The sequence below is a fragment of the Stakelama flava genome, from assembly GCF_019351405.1.
GTDB classification, from domain to species: Bacteria; Pseudomonadota; Alphaproteobacteria; order Sphingomonadales; family Sphingomonadaceae; genus Sphingomonas; species Sphingomonas flava_A.
Genome location: NZ_JAHWZX010000001.1, coordinates 244127 through 261846, shown reverse-complemented (window position 1 = coordinate 261846; position 17720 = coordinate 244127). Strand labels below are relative to the sequence as shown.

The window sequence follows — 17720 nt, the reverse complement described above, 5'->3', positions numbered from 1 at the left end:
TGCCCGGACGGGAGTCGGGCGGACGGTGCCGTCGCCAACCCGGTCAGGTCCGGAAGGAAGCAGCCGCAACGATTTCGTATCGGGTCGTTCCGGCTCCCACCTTTTCGAAAAAGCTGAATGTCCCGCTGCAACGCCGATATGCCCTGGCGGTGCGGAGGCGTTCGGCACTGGCGAGCGAGCGACGCTGCTTCACAGTGCCGATCTCTTCGACACGCCCGCCTGCTTGGGCTAGACCCGCAGCGATGAACGAATCGTCCCTCGGCCTCGACGAACCGCCCCAGCCGAACAAGGCGGAAAGCTATCGCGTGCTCGCGCGCAAATACCGGCCGCAGACCTTTTCCGAACTGATCGGCCAGGATGCGATGGTCACCACGCTGGCCAACGCGATTCGCCGCGACCGGCTGGCGCACGCATTTCTGCTCACCGGTGTTCGCGGGGTGGGCAAGACATCGACCGCGCGGCTGATCGCGAAGGCGCTGAACTGCATCGGGCCGGACGGCAATGGTGGCCCGACCATCTCTCCATGCGGCGTGTGCGAACCGTGCCGCGCTATCGCCGAAGGGCGCCATATCGACGTCATCGAAATGGACGCGGCCAGTCATACCGGCGTCGACGATGTGCGCGAAATTATCGAAGCGTCGCGCTACGCCGCGGTTTCGGCGCGCTACAAAATCTACATCATCGATGAAGTCCACATGCTGTCGAAAAACGCCTTCAACGCGCTGCTGAAGACGTTGGAAGAGCCGCCGGCCCATGTGAAGTTCCTTTTCGCCACCACCGAAGTGCACAAGGTGCCGGTAACGGTGCTTTCGCGCTGTCAGCGTTTCGATCTGCGGCGCATTTCCGCCGAAAAGCTGGCCACGCATTTCGCCTGGGTTGCTGAGCAGGAGGGCGCTCAGGCCGAACCCGAAGCGCTGGCGTTGATCGCGCGCGCGGCGGAAGGATCGGCGCGCGACGGCCTGTCCATCCTCGATCAGGCGATCGCCCATGCCGATATGGAGGGCGGGGGCGTTCGAGCCGATGCGGTTCGCCAGATGCTGGGCCTGTCCGATCGCGGCGCGATGCGCGACCTGTTCGGGCTGTTGCTGGGCGGCGATGCAGCCGGCGTGATCACGGCGATCCGGCGGCAATATGATCTTGGCGTCGATCCCCAGTCGGTGATGCAGGCGCTGCTCGAAACGGTGCACGGCATCACGCTGGTGAAGGTGGGCACGCCGGACGATCCGGCGCAGTCGGCAGAAGCCCGCGACATGCTGGGCGAGTGGGCGGGGTCGTTGTCGAATCCGTTGCTCCACCGGTTGTGGCAGATGCTGTTGAAAGGGCATGAAGAGGTGGCGCGCGCCGCCATGCCGATCGAAGCGTGCGAAATGGCGCTGCTCCGTATCGTCCATGCCGCCTCGCTTCCCGATCCGGGCGATCTCGCCCGTCGGCTGGCGCGGGGAGATTCGCCGCCCGTTCAGCCTGTCGGTGGCGCGCAACCCGACGGTCCCCCCGCCGCGCCTGCGCCTGCGCCCGATGGTCCACCCGTACAGCAGCTCCCGACCAGTCTTGACGATCTCGCCGCGCTGCTTGAACGGCATAATAAGCATGCGATGGAATCGCATGTTCGCAACCTCATAAGCCCGATCACGTTCGATCCGCCAAAGATGGAAGTGAGCGCCGCGCGGCCGCTGCCCAGCGAATTTTTGCGTGACCTTGCCGCGGACCTGCGCGAGATTACGGGCGTTGTATGGAAGATCACGGCCAGCGATGCGCCGGGCGAACCGACATTGCGTGAAAGGCGGCGTGCGGATCAGGAGGCCGATCGTGCGTCGGTGCTCGCCGAACCGATGGTCGCCGCGGCGATGGACGCGTTTCCCGGTGCCGAACTGGCCAGCTGGACCCGCAAGCAGAATGGATGATTGCGATGCAAAATCTCGAAGAAATCATGAACATGGCTCAGAATGTTCAAAACGAACTTCAAAAAGCGCAGGCCAATCTTGACACGATCGAGGTTGAAGGGAAGGCGGGCGGAGGTCTCGTCACGGTGAAAGCGACGGCAAAGGGCCGGATCGTCGGCGTGAATATCGACGAATCGCTGCTCCAGCCTTCGGAAAAGCAGGTGGTCGAGGATCTGGTCACCGCCGCGTTCAACGATGCCCGCGCCAAGGCGGATCAGGCAAGTAATGAGGAAATGTCGAAGCTGACCAGCGGCATGGAACTTCCGCCGGGATTCAAGATGCCATTCTGACCCGGCATCGCCAACCATGTCGGTCGCGGAACATTTGAAAGCCAATCCACGTTGACCCTCCCAGTTTAAAGGAGGACGCCGCGATGGTAGATGAACGTGTAGAAACGACCGAACCCCGCGAGGGCCACACCCATACAACCGTGATCGAGGAACGGCGCGGCGGTGGCGGGGGCGGTCTGTTGATTGGCTTTGCGGTGCTGATCCTCGTGATCGTCGGCGCCTATTTCCTGCTCAACCAGAGCAAGAATGACAATCTGAAGACTCAGGCAGTCACCGACGCCGCCAAGAGTGTGTCGGATACCGCCGACAAGGCGGGCGACGCGATCGATCAGGGTTCAAACAACTGATCGCGCGTCAATAGACGCAGGCATCAAGCCCGTCGGTACGCACGACATTCATCCGTTTTGCGATGGTGTTGCCGTATCGGCGGGTAAAGCCGCTGGGGGCAATGGCGGCGCGTTTCTTGGGAAGCGGCAGCACCGCCGCGATCCGCGCCGCTTCCTGCGTGCTGAGCGTATCCGCACCATGACCGAAATAACGCCGTGCGCCAGCATCGACGCCATAAGTGCCGATCCCCGTCTCTGCGACGTTCAGATAGACTTCCATGATCCGGCGCTTGCCCCATAAATGTTCGATCAGGAAGGTGAACCACGCTTCCAGTCCTTTGCGGAAATAGCCGCCATCCTGCCACAAAAAGACATTTTTCGCGGTCTGCTGACTAATCGTGGAGCCGCCGCGGATGACGTGGCCGCCCGCCTGATTACGCTCGAACGCCTTGCGAATGGCTTCGTAATCGAACCCCGAATGTTCGCAAAAGCGTGAATCTTCGCCCGCGATCGCCGCGCGCGCCATGTCGCGGTCAATACGTCCGATGCCCATCCAGTCTTTGGTGACGCCGTGACCGGAAATCATATCGCCGAGCATCGTTATCGTGATCGGCGGCGGCACGAACCGATACACCCCGACCCAGATTACCGACAGGATAAGGAAAGCGGCAGCGAGTTTGACCAGCGTGACCGCTATCCACCGGATGGGGCGGCCGCGACGCTTTCGGGATTTAGCCATTACGTTCCGCGATTGATGACCGGGCAGGGTGGCAGCAGGGGACAAGTCGGATGGTCAGGCTGCGATCAAAGCCATTTCACCTCGATCCAGCCCCGTTTCCGTCTGCCCCTTACGGCAACAAGCGATGCACGATCACCCGGCGGGGAGCAACCGCTTATCGCCCGCCAGTCGCATCATCGCCTTTTGCAGCTTCTCGAACGCGCGCACTTCGATCTGGCGGACACGTTCGCGGCTGACGCCATAAACCTGCGATAATTCTTCCAGTGTCTTGGGGTCGTCGGTCAACCGGCGCTCGGTCAGGATATGCTTTTCGCGATCGTTCAAATCGTCCATCGCTTCGACCAGCATATCGTGACGGACATCGGCTTCCTGCGCATCGGCGACACGTTCGTCCTGAAGCGGCTCGTCATCCTGAAGCCAGTCCTGCCACTGCGCTTCGCCATCCTCGCGCATCGGCACGTTAAGCGACGTATCGCCGCCCATCGCCATGCGGCGATTCATGCTGGTGACCTCATCAGCGGTCACGCCCAGATCGGTCGCGATCTTCTCGACATCTTCGGGACGCAGGTCGCCGTCCTCGAACGCGTCGAGCTTCGCCTTCATCCTGCGCAGGTTGAAGAACAGCTTTTTCTGCGCCGCAGTGGTGCCCATCTTAACCAGGCTCCATGACCGCAGAATGAATTCCTGGATCGAGGCGCGAATCCACCACATCGCATAGGTGGCGAGGCGAAAGCCGCGATCGGGTTCGAATTTCTTCACGCCCTGCATCAGGCCGATATTGCCCTCCGAAATCAGTTCGCTGACCGGCAGCCCATAGCCGCGATAGCCCATGGCGATCTTCGCCACGAGCCGCAAATGGCTGGTGACCAGCTGGGCGGCCGCTTCCGGGTCCTGATGCTCCTGAAACCGCTTGGCGAGCATATATTCCTGCTCGGGCGTGAGAATCGGGAATTTCTTGATCTCGGCAAGATAGCGGTTGAGGCTCGCCTCTCCGCCAAGCGCGGGGATCGTCGCCGGGACGTTGCTTGCGCCTGCCATGATCCGTGTCTCCTTGATCCGTCGGTGCCGTCGCCTGATAGCGCGATCGTCACCAGTTCCTATACGTGAAGTTGGCCCAACAGTTCCCGCATGTCCGCAGGCATTTCGCTATCGAACGACAAAGCGTTACTATTTATAGGGTGGGTGAACCCCAACCGGGCCGCGTGCAAGGCCTGACGCCGGAAACCCAGCGTTTCGAGGATCGGCCGGTGAACGGGGCGCGGACGGCCATAGGTCTGATCACCCAGCAGCGGGTGGCCGATCGATGCCATGTGCACGCGCACCTGATGCGTACGTCCGGTCTCCAGCCGGCATTCGACCAGCGCGGCCTGGTTCAGCGGTTCGACCAGACGATAGCGGGTGGTCGCGTGCTTGCCGCCCGGAACGATCGCCACTTTCTTGCGATTGGCGGACGAACGGCCGAGCGGTGCTTCGACAATGCCCTCGCCCTGAACCGGCAGGCCGGCGACGATCGCCAGATAGCGCCGGTCGATCGTATGCGCCTTGAACTGACGCGCCAGCCCTTCGTGCGCGCGGTCGTGCTTTGCCGCGACGATCAGTCCCGATGTATCCTTGTCGATGCGATGGACGATGCCGGGACGCGCAACGCCGCCGATGCCCGAAAGCTGGCCCGCGCAATGATGAAGCAGCGCATTGACCAGCGTGCCATCGGGATTTCCCGCCGCCGGGTGGACGACCAGCCCCACCGGCTTGTCGATCACGATCAGATGCTCGTCTTCATACACGATCGAAAGCGGGATCGCTTCGGCGACATTATGGGCGGGTTCGGGTTCGGGGACCGAAACGCTGAATATTTCGCCGGCGGAGATTTTCTGCGATGCGTTGCGCACAGGAACGCCGCGCGGGTCGACGACATTTCCCTTGGCGATCAGGACCTTCAATCGTTCGCGCGAAATCGTAGGGACGGCCTGCGCAAGCGCACGGTCCAGACGCCAGCCATGGGCCATGTCCGCGATGCGCGCTTCTATTGTGGAAACCCCCCGATCCATTCGGGTAGCAAGATGGGCATGAACCCGCGAATTTCAAGAGCGACGCTGACCCGATTGATGGTGTTGGCCGGACAGTCTCCTGATGCCGAAATTTGCGGTATTCTGCGCGGACATGGCGATGCGGTGCGTGCAGCGCTCGCCACCGCCAACGCGGCCGCCGATCCCGCGCGCCGTTTCGAAATCGATCCGGCGATGTTGTTGCGCTGCCACCGGCTGGCGCGGCGTCCGGGCGGATTCGAAATTATCGGCTATTATCATTCGCATCCCGGCGGCAGGCCGTTTCCCTCAGCCACGGACGCGGCAATGGCTCAGCCGGACGGAAAATTATGGCTGATCGTCACGCGCGATGAAGCGCGACTGTGGCGCGCGGTGGCGCAAGGCGATATGCACGGGCGCTTCGATGCGGTTGCTTTCGACATGCCGACTGGTAATCGGATCGATACGTCCCTGGCCGCGGTCCTGCGGTCGGGGAGGGAAGATAGCTGGAGCGTCGAGCTTGAATATTTCCGCGACTGATTTTGCGAGCCTTTTATGTTCCCGGTTGTGCCATGACCTGCTCAGTCCGGTCGGCGCGCTCAACAACGGGCTGGAACTGCTTGCCGACGAACATGATCCGGAAATGCGCGCTCGCTGCCTCGAACTGCTCGCCGACAGCGCGCGCGCTTCGGCCAACAAGCTGAAATTCTTCCGGCTTGCCTTCGGTGCGGCCGGGGGATTTGGCGAAACGGTTGACGCGCGGGAGGCGAAGACAGCCATTGAAGGGCTGTTTGGCGACAATCAACGGCTGCAACTCGGCTGGATGGTGAGCGAGCAGGTGCTTCCCAAACAGGCGATCAAGGTGCTGCTCAACCTTGCGCTGATCGGCGGCGATGCGCTGATTCGCGGCGGCCAACTCGATATCGGCGCAGAGGTCGTGGACAATATGATCGAAATCGGCGTGCGCGCCGATGGCCCGCGCATCGTTCTGGATGGCGAATTACGCAATGCGCTGCTTGGCGAATCGGGCGATGCCCCGGTAACGCCGCGCGCCGCAGCGGCGTTTCTGGTCCATCAACTCGTGATGCAGAGCGGCGGCAGCCTCCAAGTTTCGCCGCCTGAGGCGGACATTCTCGTCTTTGGGGCATCTTTCCGGGTCGGGTAAACCAGCCTTTAACCGTCCTGCGGCATGGTGCCTGCGCGCTTATGTGCGGGGAACCATGGACGATCTGCTTCAGGACTTCATTGCCGAAACACGCGAAACGCTGGAAACGCTTTCGGGTGAGATCGTCGCTTGGGAAGCCGCGCCCGGCGATCGCGCACGGCTGGATGCCATTTTCCGGTTCGTGCATACGGTAAAGGGAAGCTGCGGATTCCTTGACCTTCCCCGGTTGCAGCGGCTCAGCCATGCGGCAGAGGATGTCCTGGCGCAGGTTCGCGACGGGCATCGCACGCCGGACCAGCAACTGGTCAACGCCGTGCTCGGCATTGTCGATCGAATTGCCGAGATCGTCGAAGCGATCGATGCGGGAACAGCGCTCGACCATTCGGGCGAGGACCTCCTCATCGCCGCGCTGGAGGACGGATCGGCGGAGGTGCATCACGCCGCGCCGGTGCAGGTTCGTCCCGCGTCGCGTAGTGTGCGGCTGAGCGTTGATCTGCTCGACCGGATGATGGGCGGGATGTCCGACATGGTGCTGGCGCGCAACGAACTGGCCCGCCGCCTGCGCGATAGCGATTGCGATCCGGCGATAGAGGCCGCGCTGGAACGCATGTCCGCGACGGTCGCCGATATGCGCGATGCGGTCACGCTGACCCGAATGCAGAAACTAGACGCCTTGTTTTCGCCCTTGCCCCGCGTGGTGCGCGATACCGCAGCGAGCCTGGGCAAGGCGGTATCGCTGTCGATCGACGGGGCCGATGTCGAACTCGACCGCGAAATGATCGAGGCGATGCGCGATCCGCTGGTCCACATCATTCGCAATTCGATCGATCACGGCATTGAATTTCCCGCCGACCGACGCAAGGCTGGAAAGCCGGAAAATGGCCGCCTGACCGTTGCGGCACGGCAATCCGGCAATCAGATCGTCATGGAAATCATCGATGACGGACGCGGCATCGATGTCGAGCGGGTGATTCGCAAACTGGCCGAGAATGGGTCGCGCAGCGAAGCGGAATTGCGCAAGCTGCCCGATCAGGCGAAGCTGGCGCTGATCTTCGAGCCAGGGCTGAGCACAAAGGATGCCGCCACCGAAGTGTCCGGCCGCGGGGTCGGGATGGACGTCGTGCGCGCCAGCGTCGATCAGATCGGCGGCAGGATCGAACTCGATAATTCGCCCGGAAAGGGGCTCAGGATCACTATCCACCTGCCACTTACCTTGTCGATCATCTCGGCAGTGACGCTGGGCGTGGGGAACCAGTCGTTCGCATTGCCCCGTCAGGCGGTTGAGGAGATCGTCAGCGCCGGCGCGCAGAACATCCGGGTAGATCAACTGGGCAGTGCAAGCATCGCCACAGTGCGCGGCCGCAAGCTGCCGCTTGTCCGGCTTTGCGATGTGTTGCGCATCGAATCGTCCGGGCACGAGACGGCGGGAATGCTGGTCATCGTCGGCATGGGCACGGGCAGCTATGCACTGGCGGTCGATACCGTATTCGATACCGAGGAACTGGTCATCAAACCGGCGGTGCCGCAGATCATGGCAAGCGGCGTATATGGGGGTCAGACGCTGCCCGACAGCGGTCAGCCGATGCTGTTGCTCGACGGTGCGGGCATCGCCGCGCGCGCCAATGTCCGGTTTGGCATCAACGGCGCGTTCACCCGGTCGGAGGAGGAAGCGGAGGTGGAGGAAGATCTGGGCATGCCTGCGCTGATGTTCCTCGATCTCGATGGCAGCCGGCGCAGCATACCGCTTTCGGTCGTCGACCGGATCGAAAAGGCGCGGGCGGAGGCGGTGGCGATGTCCGCCGGGCGGCTGCGCATCGCGATCGACGGATCGATGATCACCGTCGCGGTGACGGGCGACCTTCCGCCGCGGGGCAGCATCGCGTTGTTACGGCTGAATTGCGGCGACGGTGAAATCGCCTATGCGGTGCGCGAAGCGTTCGACATCGTGCATGTGCGTGACGAGATGACGCCGGGGGAACAGGGGCCGGTGGCCGGGGTGATGCTGGTCGAGGGCGAGCAGATCGAGATGATCGATCCCAACTGGCTGTTCGAACAATTCGGCCCGAACGAGGCGGCGCATGACGCCTCGCCGATATGCCTGCTGGCAGGCGCGGACGACGGGTGGATGCGCAACTTTGTCAAACCGCTGCTGGAAAGCGCCGGGTATCGCGCGGTTTTCAAATTGGAGGCAGGGCAGGCGCCGGCGGTGGTGCTGGCGCGCGAAGGCGAAACACCCGATGCGGCCGGGACTGCGCCGCTGGTGCATCTTAGTGATCGCAGGGGCGGCGGGGCGGACCGTGCAGGCATATTCCGCTATGATCGCGCCGCGTTGTTGGGCGCCGTCGCGGAACGCCTGAGGACCATCTGATGGAATCGCTCTACCTCGTCGCGCGAATCGCCGGACGGCCTGTCGTTATCGATTCGGAACAGGTCGAATCGGTCATCGACCTTGCCGGCGTCACCGACGTTCCGCTTGCGCCCGGTCATGTCCGCGGCATCAGTGCGCTTCGCAGCCGCGTGGTCACGGTGATCGACAGCCGGGCCGCGCTCGGTCTTTCGCCCTCGCCTGAGATTGGCCGGGCGGTCATCACCCAGGTCGACGGGCATCATTACGCGGTCATGGTCGAGGAACTGGAGGATGTGGTGCCGTTCGCCGCCAATCCGCTGACCGACGGCATCGCACTGGATCGCGTCTGGCGAAAGGCGGGGCGTGGTTATGTGGAGCGCGACGGCGAACCGATCCTGATCGTCGATGTCGAATGCCTGGTTCATGGCGATGAAAAATCCGACTGATCGCCGCGCGTTAACGCGGCCCTTACGAACGCCATGCCATCGCTTCGTTTCTATGCGTACAACAGGGTATTTTTCATGAAGAGCTGTCTGGTAGTCGATGATTCGAAAGTGATTCGACAGGTCGCCCGCCATATCCTCGAAACCTTGCAATTCGAGGTTCGCGAAGCGTGCGATGGCCGCCAGGCGCTGGACAGCTGCCTTGATTCGCCACCCGATGTGGTGCTGCTCGACTGGAACATGCCGGTGATGAGCGGCATGGATTTTCTGCGGGCGCTCGGCGAATCGGACGTCACCAATCGGCCGAAGATCATATTTTGCACGACCGAAAACGGCATGGCGCATATTCGCGCCGCGATCGATGCGGGGGCGGACGAATATGTGATGAAGCCGTTCGATCGCGAAACGCTTGAAAGCAAGCTTCAGATCGTCGGCATGGCCTGAACCGCGCGGTCATGAACATCGCCACCCACGATATGGATACGAATACCGCCCGCGAAACCGCGATGTCGCGTGTGCTGGTGGTGGACGATTCGGTCGTGGCGCGCACCGTGATTACGCGAATGGTCGACTCGTTCGCAGGATTTGCGGTGTCGGCGACCGTCCCCAACGCCGGGGCAGCGCTCGACCATCTGCGACACAATCAGGTCGATATCATTCTCCTCGACATTGAGATGCCGGGCGTCGATGGGCTGACTGCGCTTCCCGACCTGCTTCGGCTGGGCAATGGCGCACGGATCATTGTCGTATCGTCGGCTTGCGACGAAGGCGGTGCGGCGGCGGTTCAGGCGCTGGCGCTGGGTGCCGCGGACACGATGGTGAAGCCCGATACGGGCAGGCTGGCGACGCGCTTCGCCGATGCGCTTTACGACCGGATGGTTCGCCTGACGGTGCGTTCAGGCAATCCTGCGCCGGGGTGTCCGACCGGTTCGGTGAAGCCTGTCCACGCTTTCGATATCGTTGCGATCGGCGCTTCGACCGGCGGCATTCATGCGCTGTCGCAGGTATTGCGGGCGATTCCGCCTGCTTTTGATGTCCCGATTCTGGTGACCCAGCATCTGCCCATGTCGTTCATGCGCTATTTCGCGACGCAGCTTGCCCTGCTGGCCGGCCGGCCGTGCGATGTGGCGAGCGACCATATGCGTATTCGGCCAGGCCGGATCATCGTCGCGCCGGGCGATGCGCATATGCGCTGTGTTCGCATTTCCGATGGCGCAGCGATCCGGCTGGTTCAGGAACGGTCGAACAGCGGCTGCATGCCCTCGGTCGATCCGATGCTGGCTTCGGTGGCGGAAGTTTACGGCGCGCGCGGGTTGGCGATCGTATTGAGCGGTATGGGGAGGGACGGAATGTTGGGCGCGCAAAGCCTGCATGACGCAGGTGGCACCGTTCTGGTGCAGGACAGGGAAAGTTCTGTCGTCTGGGGCATGCCCGGCGCAATCGCTGCGGGTGGTAACGCATCGGCAGTCATGACCCCCGACGCAATCGGCCAGTTTATCGCGCGGAGCTGCACCGCATGATCGTTTCGCCTGCCACTGCCCGTCCCGCCAGCGGCGCGCTTTCGCAAGGGGCGCTGGGCGTCATCGCGGCTATCCTTGAACAGCGTACCGGCCAGCAGGTCGGGGCAAGTCGCAGCTGGCGGATCGAAACCGCACTGCAGCCGCTGCTTCGCCTGAATGATTTCGCATCGCTGGACGATCTTGCGACAGCGGTGGTCAGCAATCCCGACTCGCCGCTGACCGACACCGTTATCGAAGCGATCGTGAACCACGAAACGTCGTTCTTCCGGGATGCATCGATCCTCGATCAGATTGTCGATGCGGCGCTTACCGTGCGCGCGGAAAATAACGGGCGGCGGTTTCGCATATGGTCGGCAGGATGTTCGACCGGGCAGGAGCCGTTTTCGCTTGCGATCCTCCTGTCCGAACGGCTCGCCGCCGACGATCCTGCTTTTCCCGAAATCGTTGCCACCGATATTTCGGCAATGGCGCTCCGCCGCGCGCAGGCAGGGCGGTTCAGCCAGTTCGAAATCCAGCGAGGCCTGCCGGTGCGTCGAATGATTTCCTGGTTCGACAGCGTCGATGAAGAATGGATCGCCCGTTCCGATCTGGTTCGCCGTGTTCAGTTCCGCCGCAACAATCTGGCCAACGAAGCGCCGCCACCGGGGAAGTTCGACCTGATTTTGTGCCGAAATGTGCTTTTGTATTTTTCGGACGAATTGCGTTCACGCGTCTTCGCCAAACTGGCGGGCGCGATGCGCGATGAAAGCCTGCTGGTTCTCGGCGCAGGAGAGACGGTAATCGGGCATACAAAGGCGTTAATGCCGTGCCAGCGTTTTCGCGGCTTTTACCGCCGGACGCCCGCAACGGCGCGCGATGCCGCCTGACGACGACTTGCTTTCGCGCGATATTGCCCCCAATCGGGAAGAACGGCTTTCCCAGCGGTGATATGCGCGCGCAATGAAATTCATCGAAAACCCTTCGCCCAATTTCGATCAGCGCACGCTGTCGGTTTCGATGATCGTGCTGCACTATACCGGGATGCAGAGCGGTGCGGCGGCGCTCGCCCGTCTCACCGATGCCGAATCAAAAGTTTCGGCGCATTATCTGGTTGAGGAGGATGGTGCGGTTCATCGTCTGGTCGATGAAGACAATCGCGCCTGGCACGCCGGTCGTTCGCATTGGCGCGACATCGGCGACATCAACAGCGCGTCGGTGGGGATAGAGATCGTCAATCCCGGCCATGAATTCGGCTATCGCCCCTTTCCCGATCCCCAGGTCGCCTCGGTCATTCGTCTGGTCCATGCGATCAAGGACCGGTACGAAATCACGCGCGGAAACGTGGTGGGCCATTCCGATGTCGCCCCGGCGCGCAAACAGGATCCGGGCGAGCTGTTCCCCTGGGGGAAACTGGCGCGGCTTCGCCTAGTCCTTCCGCGACCGACCAGAAATCTTGCCGATCCGCACTGGCCCGATGGCGGCTTCATGCTGGCGCTCGAACGTTTCGGGTACGACGTGACGGACGGCGAAGCTGCGGTCGTTGCGTTTCAGCGGCGATTCCGTCCCGAACTGATCGACGGGATCATCGATGCCGAATGCCGCGCGATTCTTCTCGCGCTGCTGCTTCCCAAACCGCAGGGAGACGACTAACTAGCGCGCGTGCCAGAGGGCTGGGCGACCGCGTGGACATGCGCCACGAGGAAAGTCCGGGCTCCACGGAAACGACGGTGCCGGGTAACGCCCGGCGGGGGCGACCCCAGGGAAAGTGCCACAGAGAGCAGACGGCCCGGTTTCGACCGGGTCACGGTGAAAGGGTGCGGTAAGGGCGCACCGCGCGGTCGGTAACGGCGGCGGCATGGCAAACCCCACCGGGAGCAAGACCGAATAGGGATGGCAAATGGGCTACAGTTCCGGCCCGCCGTCCGGGTTGGTTGCTTGAGGCGGCGCGCAAGCACCGTCCTAGAGGAATGGTCGCCCAGTCCCGCAAGGGATGGACAGAACCCGGCTTACAGGCCCTCTGGCACGATTTCGCTGCGTCCTGCTCTGGTCTTTGCGGCGCTTGCGCCCTATTTCATACGCTTATGGCACGAACTTCCCGATCCTATGACTGGGGCTTTCCGCGCTGGCGTCCCTATGGCGAACAAGGACGTGAGGCGGCGAATGTCCGCCTGTGCGACCGCCAGGGGTGTGAAGAACCCGGCACCTGCCCCGCGCCCAAAGCACCCAACAGCCCGGAACGCTGGTATTTCTGCGAAAAACACGCGGCGGAATATAATCGCGGCTGGAATTATTTCGAAGGGCTGAGCGAGGAAGAGGCGAAGCAGCGTGAGGCGAATGAACGGCGCGATGCGTCGGGTTTTGCCGATTCGGCGCATTATGGCTGGGCGGGACCGGGCGACGGCACCCGTTCGCGCGATGAGATGCGCGCTCTCGACATCCTTGAACTCGACAGCGATGCCGATTTTGATGCTGTTCGCGCCTCCTGGCGGCGGCTTGCCAAGGAAAACCATCCCGACAAGCGGCCGGACGATGCCGAGGCCGCAAAGCGCTTCCACGCGATTCAGGCGGCGTATGACGTGCTGAAATCGGTCGAAGAGCGCCGTCAGTGGAAACCCGGTTGAAAAGCCATATAAACGCCAACTGGACCAACGCCGCGCTTGTCTGCGCCAAATGCCAGAAAAAGGTCAGGGGCGGCTTTGGCGCTGATGGCAAACAAAAGCTGTCCAAGGCGCTTCGCAAACATCTGGGCGTGAAGAAAGGGCGTAAGGGCCATGTCGGCATCGTCGAAACGAAATGCCTCGGCGTCTGCCCGAAAAACGCCGTAACGGTCGTCAACGCCTCGCGAATGGACCAGTGGCTGCTGGTTGCGCCCGGTGCGAACCTTGATGAGGTGGCGCGCTCGCTCGGTCTCGCCCCGGAACGATGAAGGTCGTCGGCGCCGGGCGGCCTCAGAAATTCATCGCTGCTGTGATCGCGTGATCGCAATCGATATCGGTCGCAACCGGTTCATCGCCGCCAAACAGCGCTTTTCCGACCTGACCGATGACGTCGCCGACAGAATCACCTTTTTCGGGCGGTGATATTTTCGGCGATTTGATCGTCCCGCGCACCGGGACGGCGCCGCCGATCCGCAAGGTCGAATGCTGTTTCGCGACGCCGTGCAACGCCAGGTTCAGGCTTTCGGAAGGGAAGCGGATCGTTCCGGCTGCACGGGTGACCGCGCGGCTGGTATCTATCCGCACATTGCCGGCACTTGCCGTTCCGTTTTTGAGGGTGAACGGGGCGATCAGGCAGCGAAGGACCGCCTGTTTCTTCTTTCCCGCGAACAGGCCGCCGCCAACATCCTGCCCCAGCAGCAGCGCAGTCTTGTCGGGCAGCACGCCGTTGCGCGCGGTCAGCGCCAAACGACCGCTGGCAGCGCCGATCGCCGCGCGGATCGTCTTGCCGGTTCCTGTCAGGTCGATGCGACCACGGGCAGGGGCATCGACACCGCTGGCCGGAAACAGATCAGATAATTGGCCCCCATTCAGTTCCAGCTGCAGGTGAAGCTGCGGCCCCGCCGATTTCTGGGCAATCACGGCTTTACCCGACAGGGTGCCGTGTGGCATCCCGAAACGCAGCGGCGAAACCGTCAGTGTTTTCTTTTCAAGCGTCAACGTGGCGTCAAGGCTGGTGAACGGATCGGAGCCGGGTGCGAGCAGCCGGTCGGCATGGAGGCGAAGCACGCCTGCAACATCGCCCAGATTATCGAGGTCAATCGCGGTGTCGGGTACGACCAGCTTGCCCTGCCGCGCCTGTTTCGCATCCGCCTTTGCACGCTGGGCATCGGTCGACAGATCGGCGAAATCAAAACGGTCGGCATGTAAGGTGCCGTCGATACGGCTCTGCCCGCCCCCTTTGCGGATCGTGGCATCTCCTGAAAAATCCGATCGCCCGACCGTGCCGTTCAGCTTTTCAATTTTCCATTCCGGTCCGCGGCGGGCAAGGGTAGCGGTCATTCGCACCGGCTGCGTATCGGGAAGCCCGGCCTCGATCAGCGCGTCGACATAGGCGAGGCCTGCACCATGGGCGCTTGCCGTCGCGTCGATGCTATCGGTGGCGAGCGGCTTTGCCATGGTTCCGTGCATCACCAAACCTACCGCCTGACCCTCGATATTCAGCTCGAAGGGCCAGCGACCGGATCCATCTTCGGCGGCAAAGGCACCGCCATGCGCGCGCACGCTCACCGGCGCGCCATGGACGCTGCCGCTACCCTTCACGTCGAGGCCGCTTTGCGAACCACCGTTCAGCGTGACGTCGAAACGGCGATTCTGAAGCGCGTCGCGATACGCGATCGTTACATTCTGCAAGGAAAGGGCATGAAGCGCATTCGTTGACGATCCCTCTTCTTCGCTTTTCCCCGATGCGCCGCTCCAGTTGATGCGATTATCGGCTGTGCGGATCAGCAGCGCGTCGGCCCCGCCTATGTCCAGCGTCTCGATCCGCGTGGTTCCGAACAGCAGGGCGAGCGCGTCGAAGCCAAATCGCATCCGGTGGACGCGAAGCATCGGCGTATCCGCTTCTGCCCAATCGGGCTGCGGGATGGTAATGTCGCGTATGTCGAGTACGGGGTGCAGCGAAAATCTGTCCTCGCGTTCGATCGACCCGATGGTTACGGGGCGACCCAGCGCCTTCGACAGTCTGGATTCGATTGTCCTGTCCAGGCTGCCCCAGGGAAAGGCGGCGAGCGTCGCCAGCGCGAGCAGGATCAGCGCAACCAGTCCGGCGAGCAGTATACGCCAATGACGGCCGAGCCAGTGGCTCGCACGCACCGTAAATCGTTCGATTTTCCTGTCCCTTCGCTCGTGCGCTGATCCAGCGCGCGAAAGGGCATATCGTTCCGGATCAGCCGGTAAAGCGGGCGGCGGTTTCGCGGATCAGCGCGATCATATTGGGGATGCCCTGGGTACGGTTCGAACTGAGCTGATTTTTCAGGTCAAAGGGATCCAGCGCGCCTTCGATATCGCATTCGGTGATTTTCTGCGGGGCCTGATCCTGTACTGTCAGCAGTACCAGTGCGATGATCCCCTTGGTGATCGCGGCGTTGCTGTCCGCCAGAAAATGCAGCCTGCCATCGTCCCGGACGGTGGGATAGACCCAGACCGCTGCCGAACATCCGCGAACCAGCGTGGCGTCGGTCTTCAACGCATCCGGCATTGGTTCCAGCTCGCGGCCAAGTTCGATCAGCAACCGATATCGGTCGTCGGGTTCGAGGAATTCATACTCTTCGCTAAGGTCATCGATGCTTCGCATGGGCGCGATATAGCGTCAGCACCGATGAATGAAACCGCCGCCCCTGCGGGAGTGAAGCGCGGGAGCGGCGGCAAAGCCGGCGGCACGGTTGCCGATCGGCTTTTTTCAAAGGTCGACGCCGGCGGCGATCGCTTCCAGCTTGCGGATACGCTCCTTCAAATCGGCGATCTCGATCCGCGCGCCGGTTGAGGACGGCGGAGCATCGACATCGCGCCCGCGCACCAGCGACAATTCCTGCTTCTTGAGCGCAAGCCAGCTTTTCCAGCCGATCAGCGTCGCGGCGATCATCATGGCAAGTCCGGTAAGCGCCGTGGCCGCCATGATCAGATAGAGGTTGGGATCGTTGGTCATATCGTGTCCCCTTTTATGCGGTTCAGCGGCGGTCTTCGTCGCGAAGGCGTTCGATCTCGCGCTCCAGGCTGACGCTGCTGTGATTGTCGGTGATGACCCGTTCGAGCACCGCGATGCGTTCGCGAAGACCCCGGATTTCCGCCTGCATCTGCCGGGCCTCTTCACTGTCGGCGGCGCGATAGGGCGCCTCGCTCGCCTGTGCCTGCAGCTTTGCCTGGACGATTTTCCCGATGGTCACGATGACGATGATGGCAACCACCATTTCGAACGGGTTCATGAAGTAACTCCCTGATCGTGTTTTATATTTCAGTTCAGCGGCGCATCGCGCAGCTTTTCTATCTCGTCGGCGAGATCGATCCCCTTGTCGGTGACGATGCGTTCCAGCACCCGGACGCGTTGTTCCAGCCGTTCGGTCTGCGCGGCATATTGCGCCGCTTTCTCCGCCGCCTGCGCGTTCATCATCGTCGCCATCTTCTCACGATGCTTGAGCGAGCGCTCATAGGCCGAGAAGAGGAGGCCGCCGCCGACCGGCAGGCCGATCACCACCAAAGTGAGCATGAAAATCGTGAAACCGTCGTGCATGGTTACGTCCTTTCCTCAGCGTAGCGAGTCGATTTCGCGCGAAGTGCGTTCGGCGGGGTCGGTCGCGATGCGTTCGAGGACGCGAAGCCGCTCCTCCAGGCGATTGATCTGGCCGGTCAGCCTGTCGTTTTCATTCGACAGCAGTTCGATCTTCCGGGTGAGCGCCAGTTCTTCGTCGCTCGCACCGCCACGGCGTCCGGCGCGCCGGGTGCGTGGGTCATATCCGTATTTCGCGCGGATGACCTGGCGGATAATTCCGGCTACCATCGCCATGCCGACGATGAGCAGGACGAAAACTTGTCCGTGATGCATGGTTCGGCTCCCTAATCCTCAGGCGCTTCAGCGCAGGCTGTCGATCTCATCGGCAAGCCGCGTGTTGCGGCTGGTGTAGAACATTTCCATGTCGGCAAGCCGGCGGTCGATGTCGCGGAATTTTGATCGCACCTCGGCGGTCGAACGCTTCGGGTTGGTGCGCACGCCCTGCCAGAACCTGGCGTCTTCGGCGCTGCCGTACAGATCGACCGGCTTTTTCGGCGCCATATAGGCGACCATGCCATAGGCGATCAGCGTCCAGGGGAAGCCTCCGACCAGCGTAAGGATCACCGCGCTGACGCGAACCCAGACGACATCCAGCCCGGTATAGTCGGCTATCCCTGCGCACACACCCGACCACTGGCCGTTCTGCTTGTCGAGATAGAATTTGGTACGGCTTGCGGACATGG

At 62.3% G+C, this 17720-nt stretch carries 23 protein-coding genes and 2 other RNA genes; 15 read left to right on the top strand and 10 right to left on the bottom strand.

Annotation, left to right across the window (positions count from 1 at the left end):
* Positions 1–6: 6 nt before the first annotated feature.
* The 4 genes from ffs (at position 7) to KY084_RS01240 (ending at position 2577) form a co-directional block, all read left to right on the top strand.
* Positions 7–104: signal recognition particle sRNA small type (ffs, locus tag KY084_RS01255), an RNA gene on the top strand.
* Between the two features lie 138 nt (positions 105–242).
* Positions 243–1901: a DNA polymerase III subunit gamma/tau gene (locus tag KY084_RS01250; protein WP_219236606.1), complete on the top strand. Its 1659-nt coding sequence runs from the start codon at positions 243–245 to the stop codon at positions 1899–1901.
* 5 nt (positions 1902–1906) lie between these two features.
* The gene (locus KY084_RS01245; protein ID WP_219236605.1) at positions 1907–2230 is read left to right on the top strand and encodes a YbaB/EbfC family nucleoid-associated protein; all 324 of its coding nucleotides are present in this window, start codon (positions 1907–1909) and stop codon (positions 2228–2230) included.
* Between the two features lie 83 nt (positions 2231–2313).
* Positions 2314–2577 carry a hypothetical protein gene (locus tag KY084_RS01240; protein WP_219236604.1) on the top strand — a complete coding sequence of 88 codons (264 nt, stop codon included), beginning with the start codon at positions 2314–2316 and terminating at the stop codon, positions 2575–2577.
* A 7-nt stretch (positions 2578–2584) separates the two neighbouring features.
* Here KY084_RS01240 and mtgA read toward each other — a convergent pair whose 3' ends face one another.
* From mtgA to KY084_RS01225, 3 genes are all read right to left on the bottom strand, one after another.
* The gene (gene mtgA, locus KY084_RS01235) at positions 2585–3295 is read right to left on the bottom strand and encodes a monofunctional biosynthetic peptidoglycan transglycosylase (RefSeq protein WP_219236603.1); all 711 of its coding nucleotides are present in this window, start codon (positions 3293–3295) and stop codon (positions 2585–2587) included.
* Between the two features lie 132 nt (positions 3296–3427).
* Positions 3428–4333, bottom strand: a complete 906-nt coding sequence (rpoH, locus tag KY084_RS01230; protein ID WP_219236602.1) for an RNA polymerase sigma factor RpoH — start codon at positions 4331–4333, stop codon at positions 3428–3430.
* A 59-nt stretch (positions 4334–4392) separates the two neighbouring features.
* Positions 4393–5343 carry an RluA family pseudouridine synthase gene (locus KY084_RS01225; RefSeq protein WP_219236601.1) on the bottom strand — a complete coding sequence of 317 codons (951 nt, stop codon included), beginning with the start codon at positions 5341–5343 and terminating at the stop codon, positions 4393–4395.
* 18 nt (positions 5344–5361) lie between these two features.
* On the opposite strand from KY084_RS01225, the gene KY084_RS01220 reads away from it, so the two are divergent.
* The 11 genes from KY084_RS01220 to KY084_RS01170 all read left to right on the top strand — a co-directional run bounded on the left by KY084_RS01220 (position 5362) and on the right by KY084_RS01170 (position 13699).
* A complete protein-coding gene (locus tag KY084_RS01220) occupies positions 5362–5859 on the top strand; it encodes a M67 family metallopeptidase (protein WP_219236600.1) in 498 nt (165 codons plus the stop codon).
* On the top strand, positions 5840–6484 hold the full coding sequence (locus KY084_RS01215; RefSeq protein ID WP_219236599.1) for a histidine phosphotransferase family protein: 645 nt from the start codon (positions 5840–5842) through the stop codon (positions 6482–6484). Before KY084_RS01220 ends, KY084_RS01215 begins: the two co-directional genes overlap by 20 nt.
* Positions 6485–6539: 55 nt before the next feature.
* Positions 6540–8852, top strand: coding sequence for a chemotaxis protein CheA (locus KY084_RS01210; protein WP_219236598.1), 2313 nt, complete (start codon positions 6540–6542; stop codon positions 8850–8852).
* Complete coding sequence (locus KY084_RS01205) at positions 8852–9277, top strand: chemotaxis protein CheW (protein WP_219236597.1); 426 nt, start codon at positions 8852–8854, stop codon at positions 9275–9277. The genes KY084_RS01210 and KY084_RS01205 overlap by 1 nt, the downstream gene beginning before the upstream one ends.
* Before the next feature lie 75 nt (positions 9278–9352).
* Positions 9353–9718, top strand: coding sequence for a response regulator (locus KY084_RS01200; RefSeq protein WP_219236596.1), 366 nt, complete (start codon positions 9353–9355; stop codon positions 9716–9718).
* 11 nt (positions 9719–9729) lie between these two features.
* Positions 9730–10794 (top strand): chemotaxis protein CheB, encoded by a 1065-nt coding sequence (locus KY084_RS01195; protein ID WP_246586760.1) that lies wholly within the window; start codon positions 9730–9732, stop codon positions 10792–10794.
* Entirely contained in the window at positions 10791–11660 is an 870-nt protein-coding gene (locus tag KY084_RS01190; protein ID WP_219236595.1) for a CheR family methyltransferase, read from the top strand. The genes KY084_RS01195 and KY084_RS01190 overlap by 4 nt, the downstream gene beginning before the upstream one ends.
* A 73-nt stretch (positions 11661–11733) precedes the next feature.
* Positions 11734–12423 carry an N-acetylmuramoyl-L-alanine amidase gene (locus KY084_RS01185; RefSeq protein WP_219236594.1) on the top strand — a complete coding sequence of 230 codons (690 nt, stop codon included), beginning with the start codon at positions 11734–11736 and terminating at the stop codon, positions 12421–12423.
* A gap of 12 nt (positions 12424–12435) precedes the next feature.
* Positions 12436–12798, top strand: an RNA gene (rnpB, locus tag KY084_RS01180) — RNase P RNA component class A.
* Positions 12799–12854: 56 nt separating this feature from the next.
* Positions 12855–13394, top strand: coding sequence for a J domain-containing protein (locus KY084_RS01175; RefSeq protein WP_219236593.1), 540 nt, complete (start codon positions 12855–12857; stop codon positions 13392–13394).
* A complete protein-coding gene (locus KY084_RS01170; RefSeq protein ID WP_219236592.1) occupies positions 13391–13699 on the top strand; it encodes a (2Fe-2S) ferredoxin domain-containing protein in 309 nt (102 codons plus the stop codon). Before KY084_RS01175 ends, KY084_RS01170 begins: the two co-directional genes overlap by 4 nt.
* Before the next feature lie 22 nt (positions 13700–13721).
* Here the strand turns inward: KY084_RS01170 and KY084_RS01165 are convergent, their stop codons facing one another.
* The 7 genes from KY084_RS01165 to pspC all read right to left on the bottom strand — a co-directional run bounded on the left by KY084_RS01165 (position 13722) and on the right by pspC (position 17718).
* Complete coding sequence (locus KY084_RS01165) at positions 13722–15584, bottom strand: AsmA family protein (protein ID WP_219236591.1); 1863 nt, start codon at positions 15582–15584, stop codon at positions 13722–13724.
* Between the two features lie 73 nt (positions 15585–15657).
* Positions 15658–16065 carry a SufE family protein gene (locus KY084_RS01160; RefSeq protein ID WP_219236590.1) on the bottom strand — a complete coding sequence of 136 codons (408 nt, stop codon included), beginning with the start codon at positions 16063–16065 and terminating at the stop codon, positions 15658–15660.
* Between the two features lie 105 nt (positions 16066–16170).
* A complete protein-coding gene (locus KY084_RS01155) occupies positions 16171–16416 on the bottom strand; it encodes a hypothetical protein (RefSeq protein ID WP_219236589.1) in 246 nt (81 codons plus the stop codon).
* Between the two features lie 22 nt (positions 16417–16438).
* Positions 16439–16693, bottom strand: a complete 255-nt coding sequence (locus KY084_RS01150; protein ID WP_219236588.1) for a hypothetical protein — start codon at positions 16691–16693, stop codon at positions 16439–16441.
* Between the two features lie 29 nt (positions 16694–16722).
* Positions 16723–16998 (bottom strand): hypothetical protein, encoded by a 276-nt coding sequence (locus KY084_RS01145; RefSeq protein WP_219236587.1) that lies wholly within the window; start codon positions 16996–16998, stop codon positions 16723–16725.
* 15 nt (positions 16999–17013) lie between these two features.
* On the bottom strand, positions 17014–17310 hold the full coding sequence (locus tag KY084_RS01140) for a hypothetical protein (RefSeq protein WP_219236586.1): 297 nt from the start codon (positions 17308–17310) through the stop codon (positions 17014–17016).
* Between the two features lie 27 nt (positions 17311–17337).
* Entirely contained in the window at positions 17338–17718 is a 381-nt protein-coding gene (gene pspC / locus KY084_RS01135; RefSeq protein ID WP_219236585.1) for an envelope stress response membrane protein PspC, read from the bottom strand.
* Positions 17719–17720 lie beyond the last annotated feature (2 nt).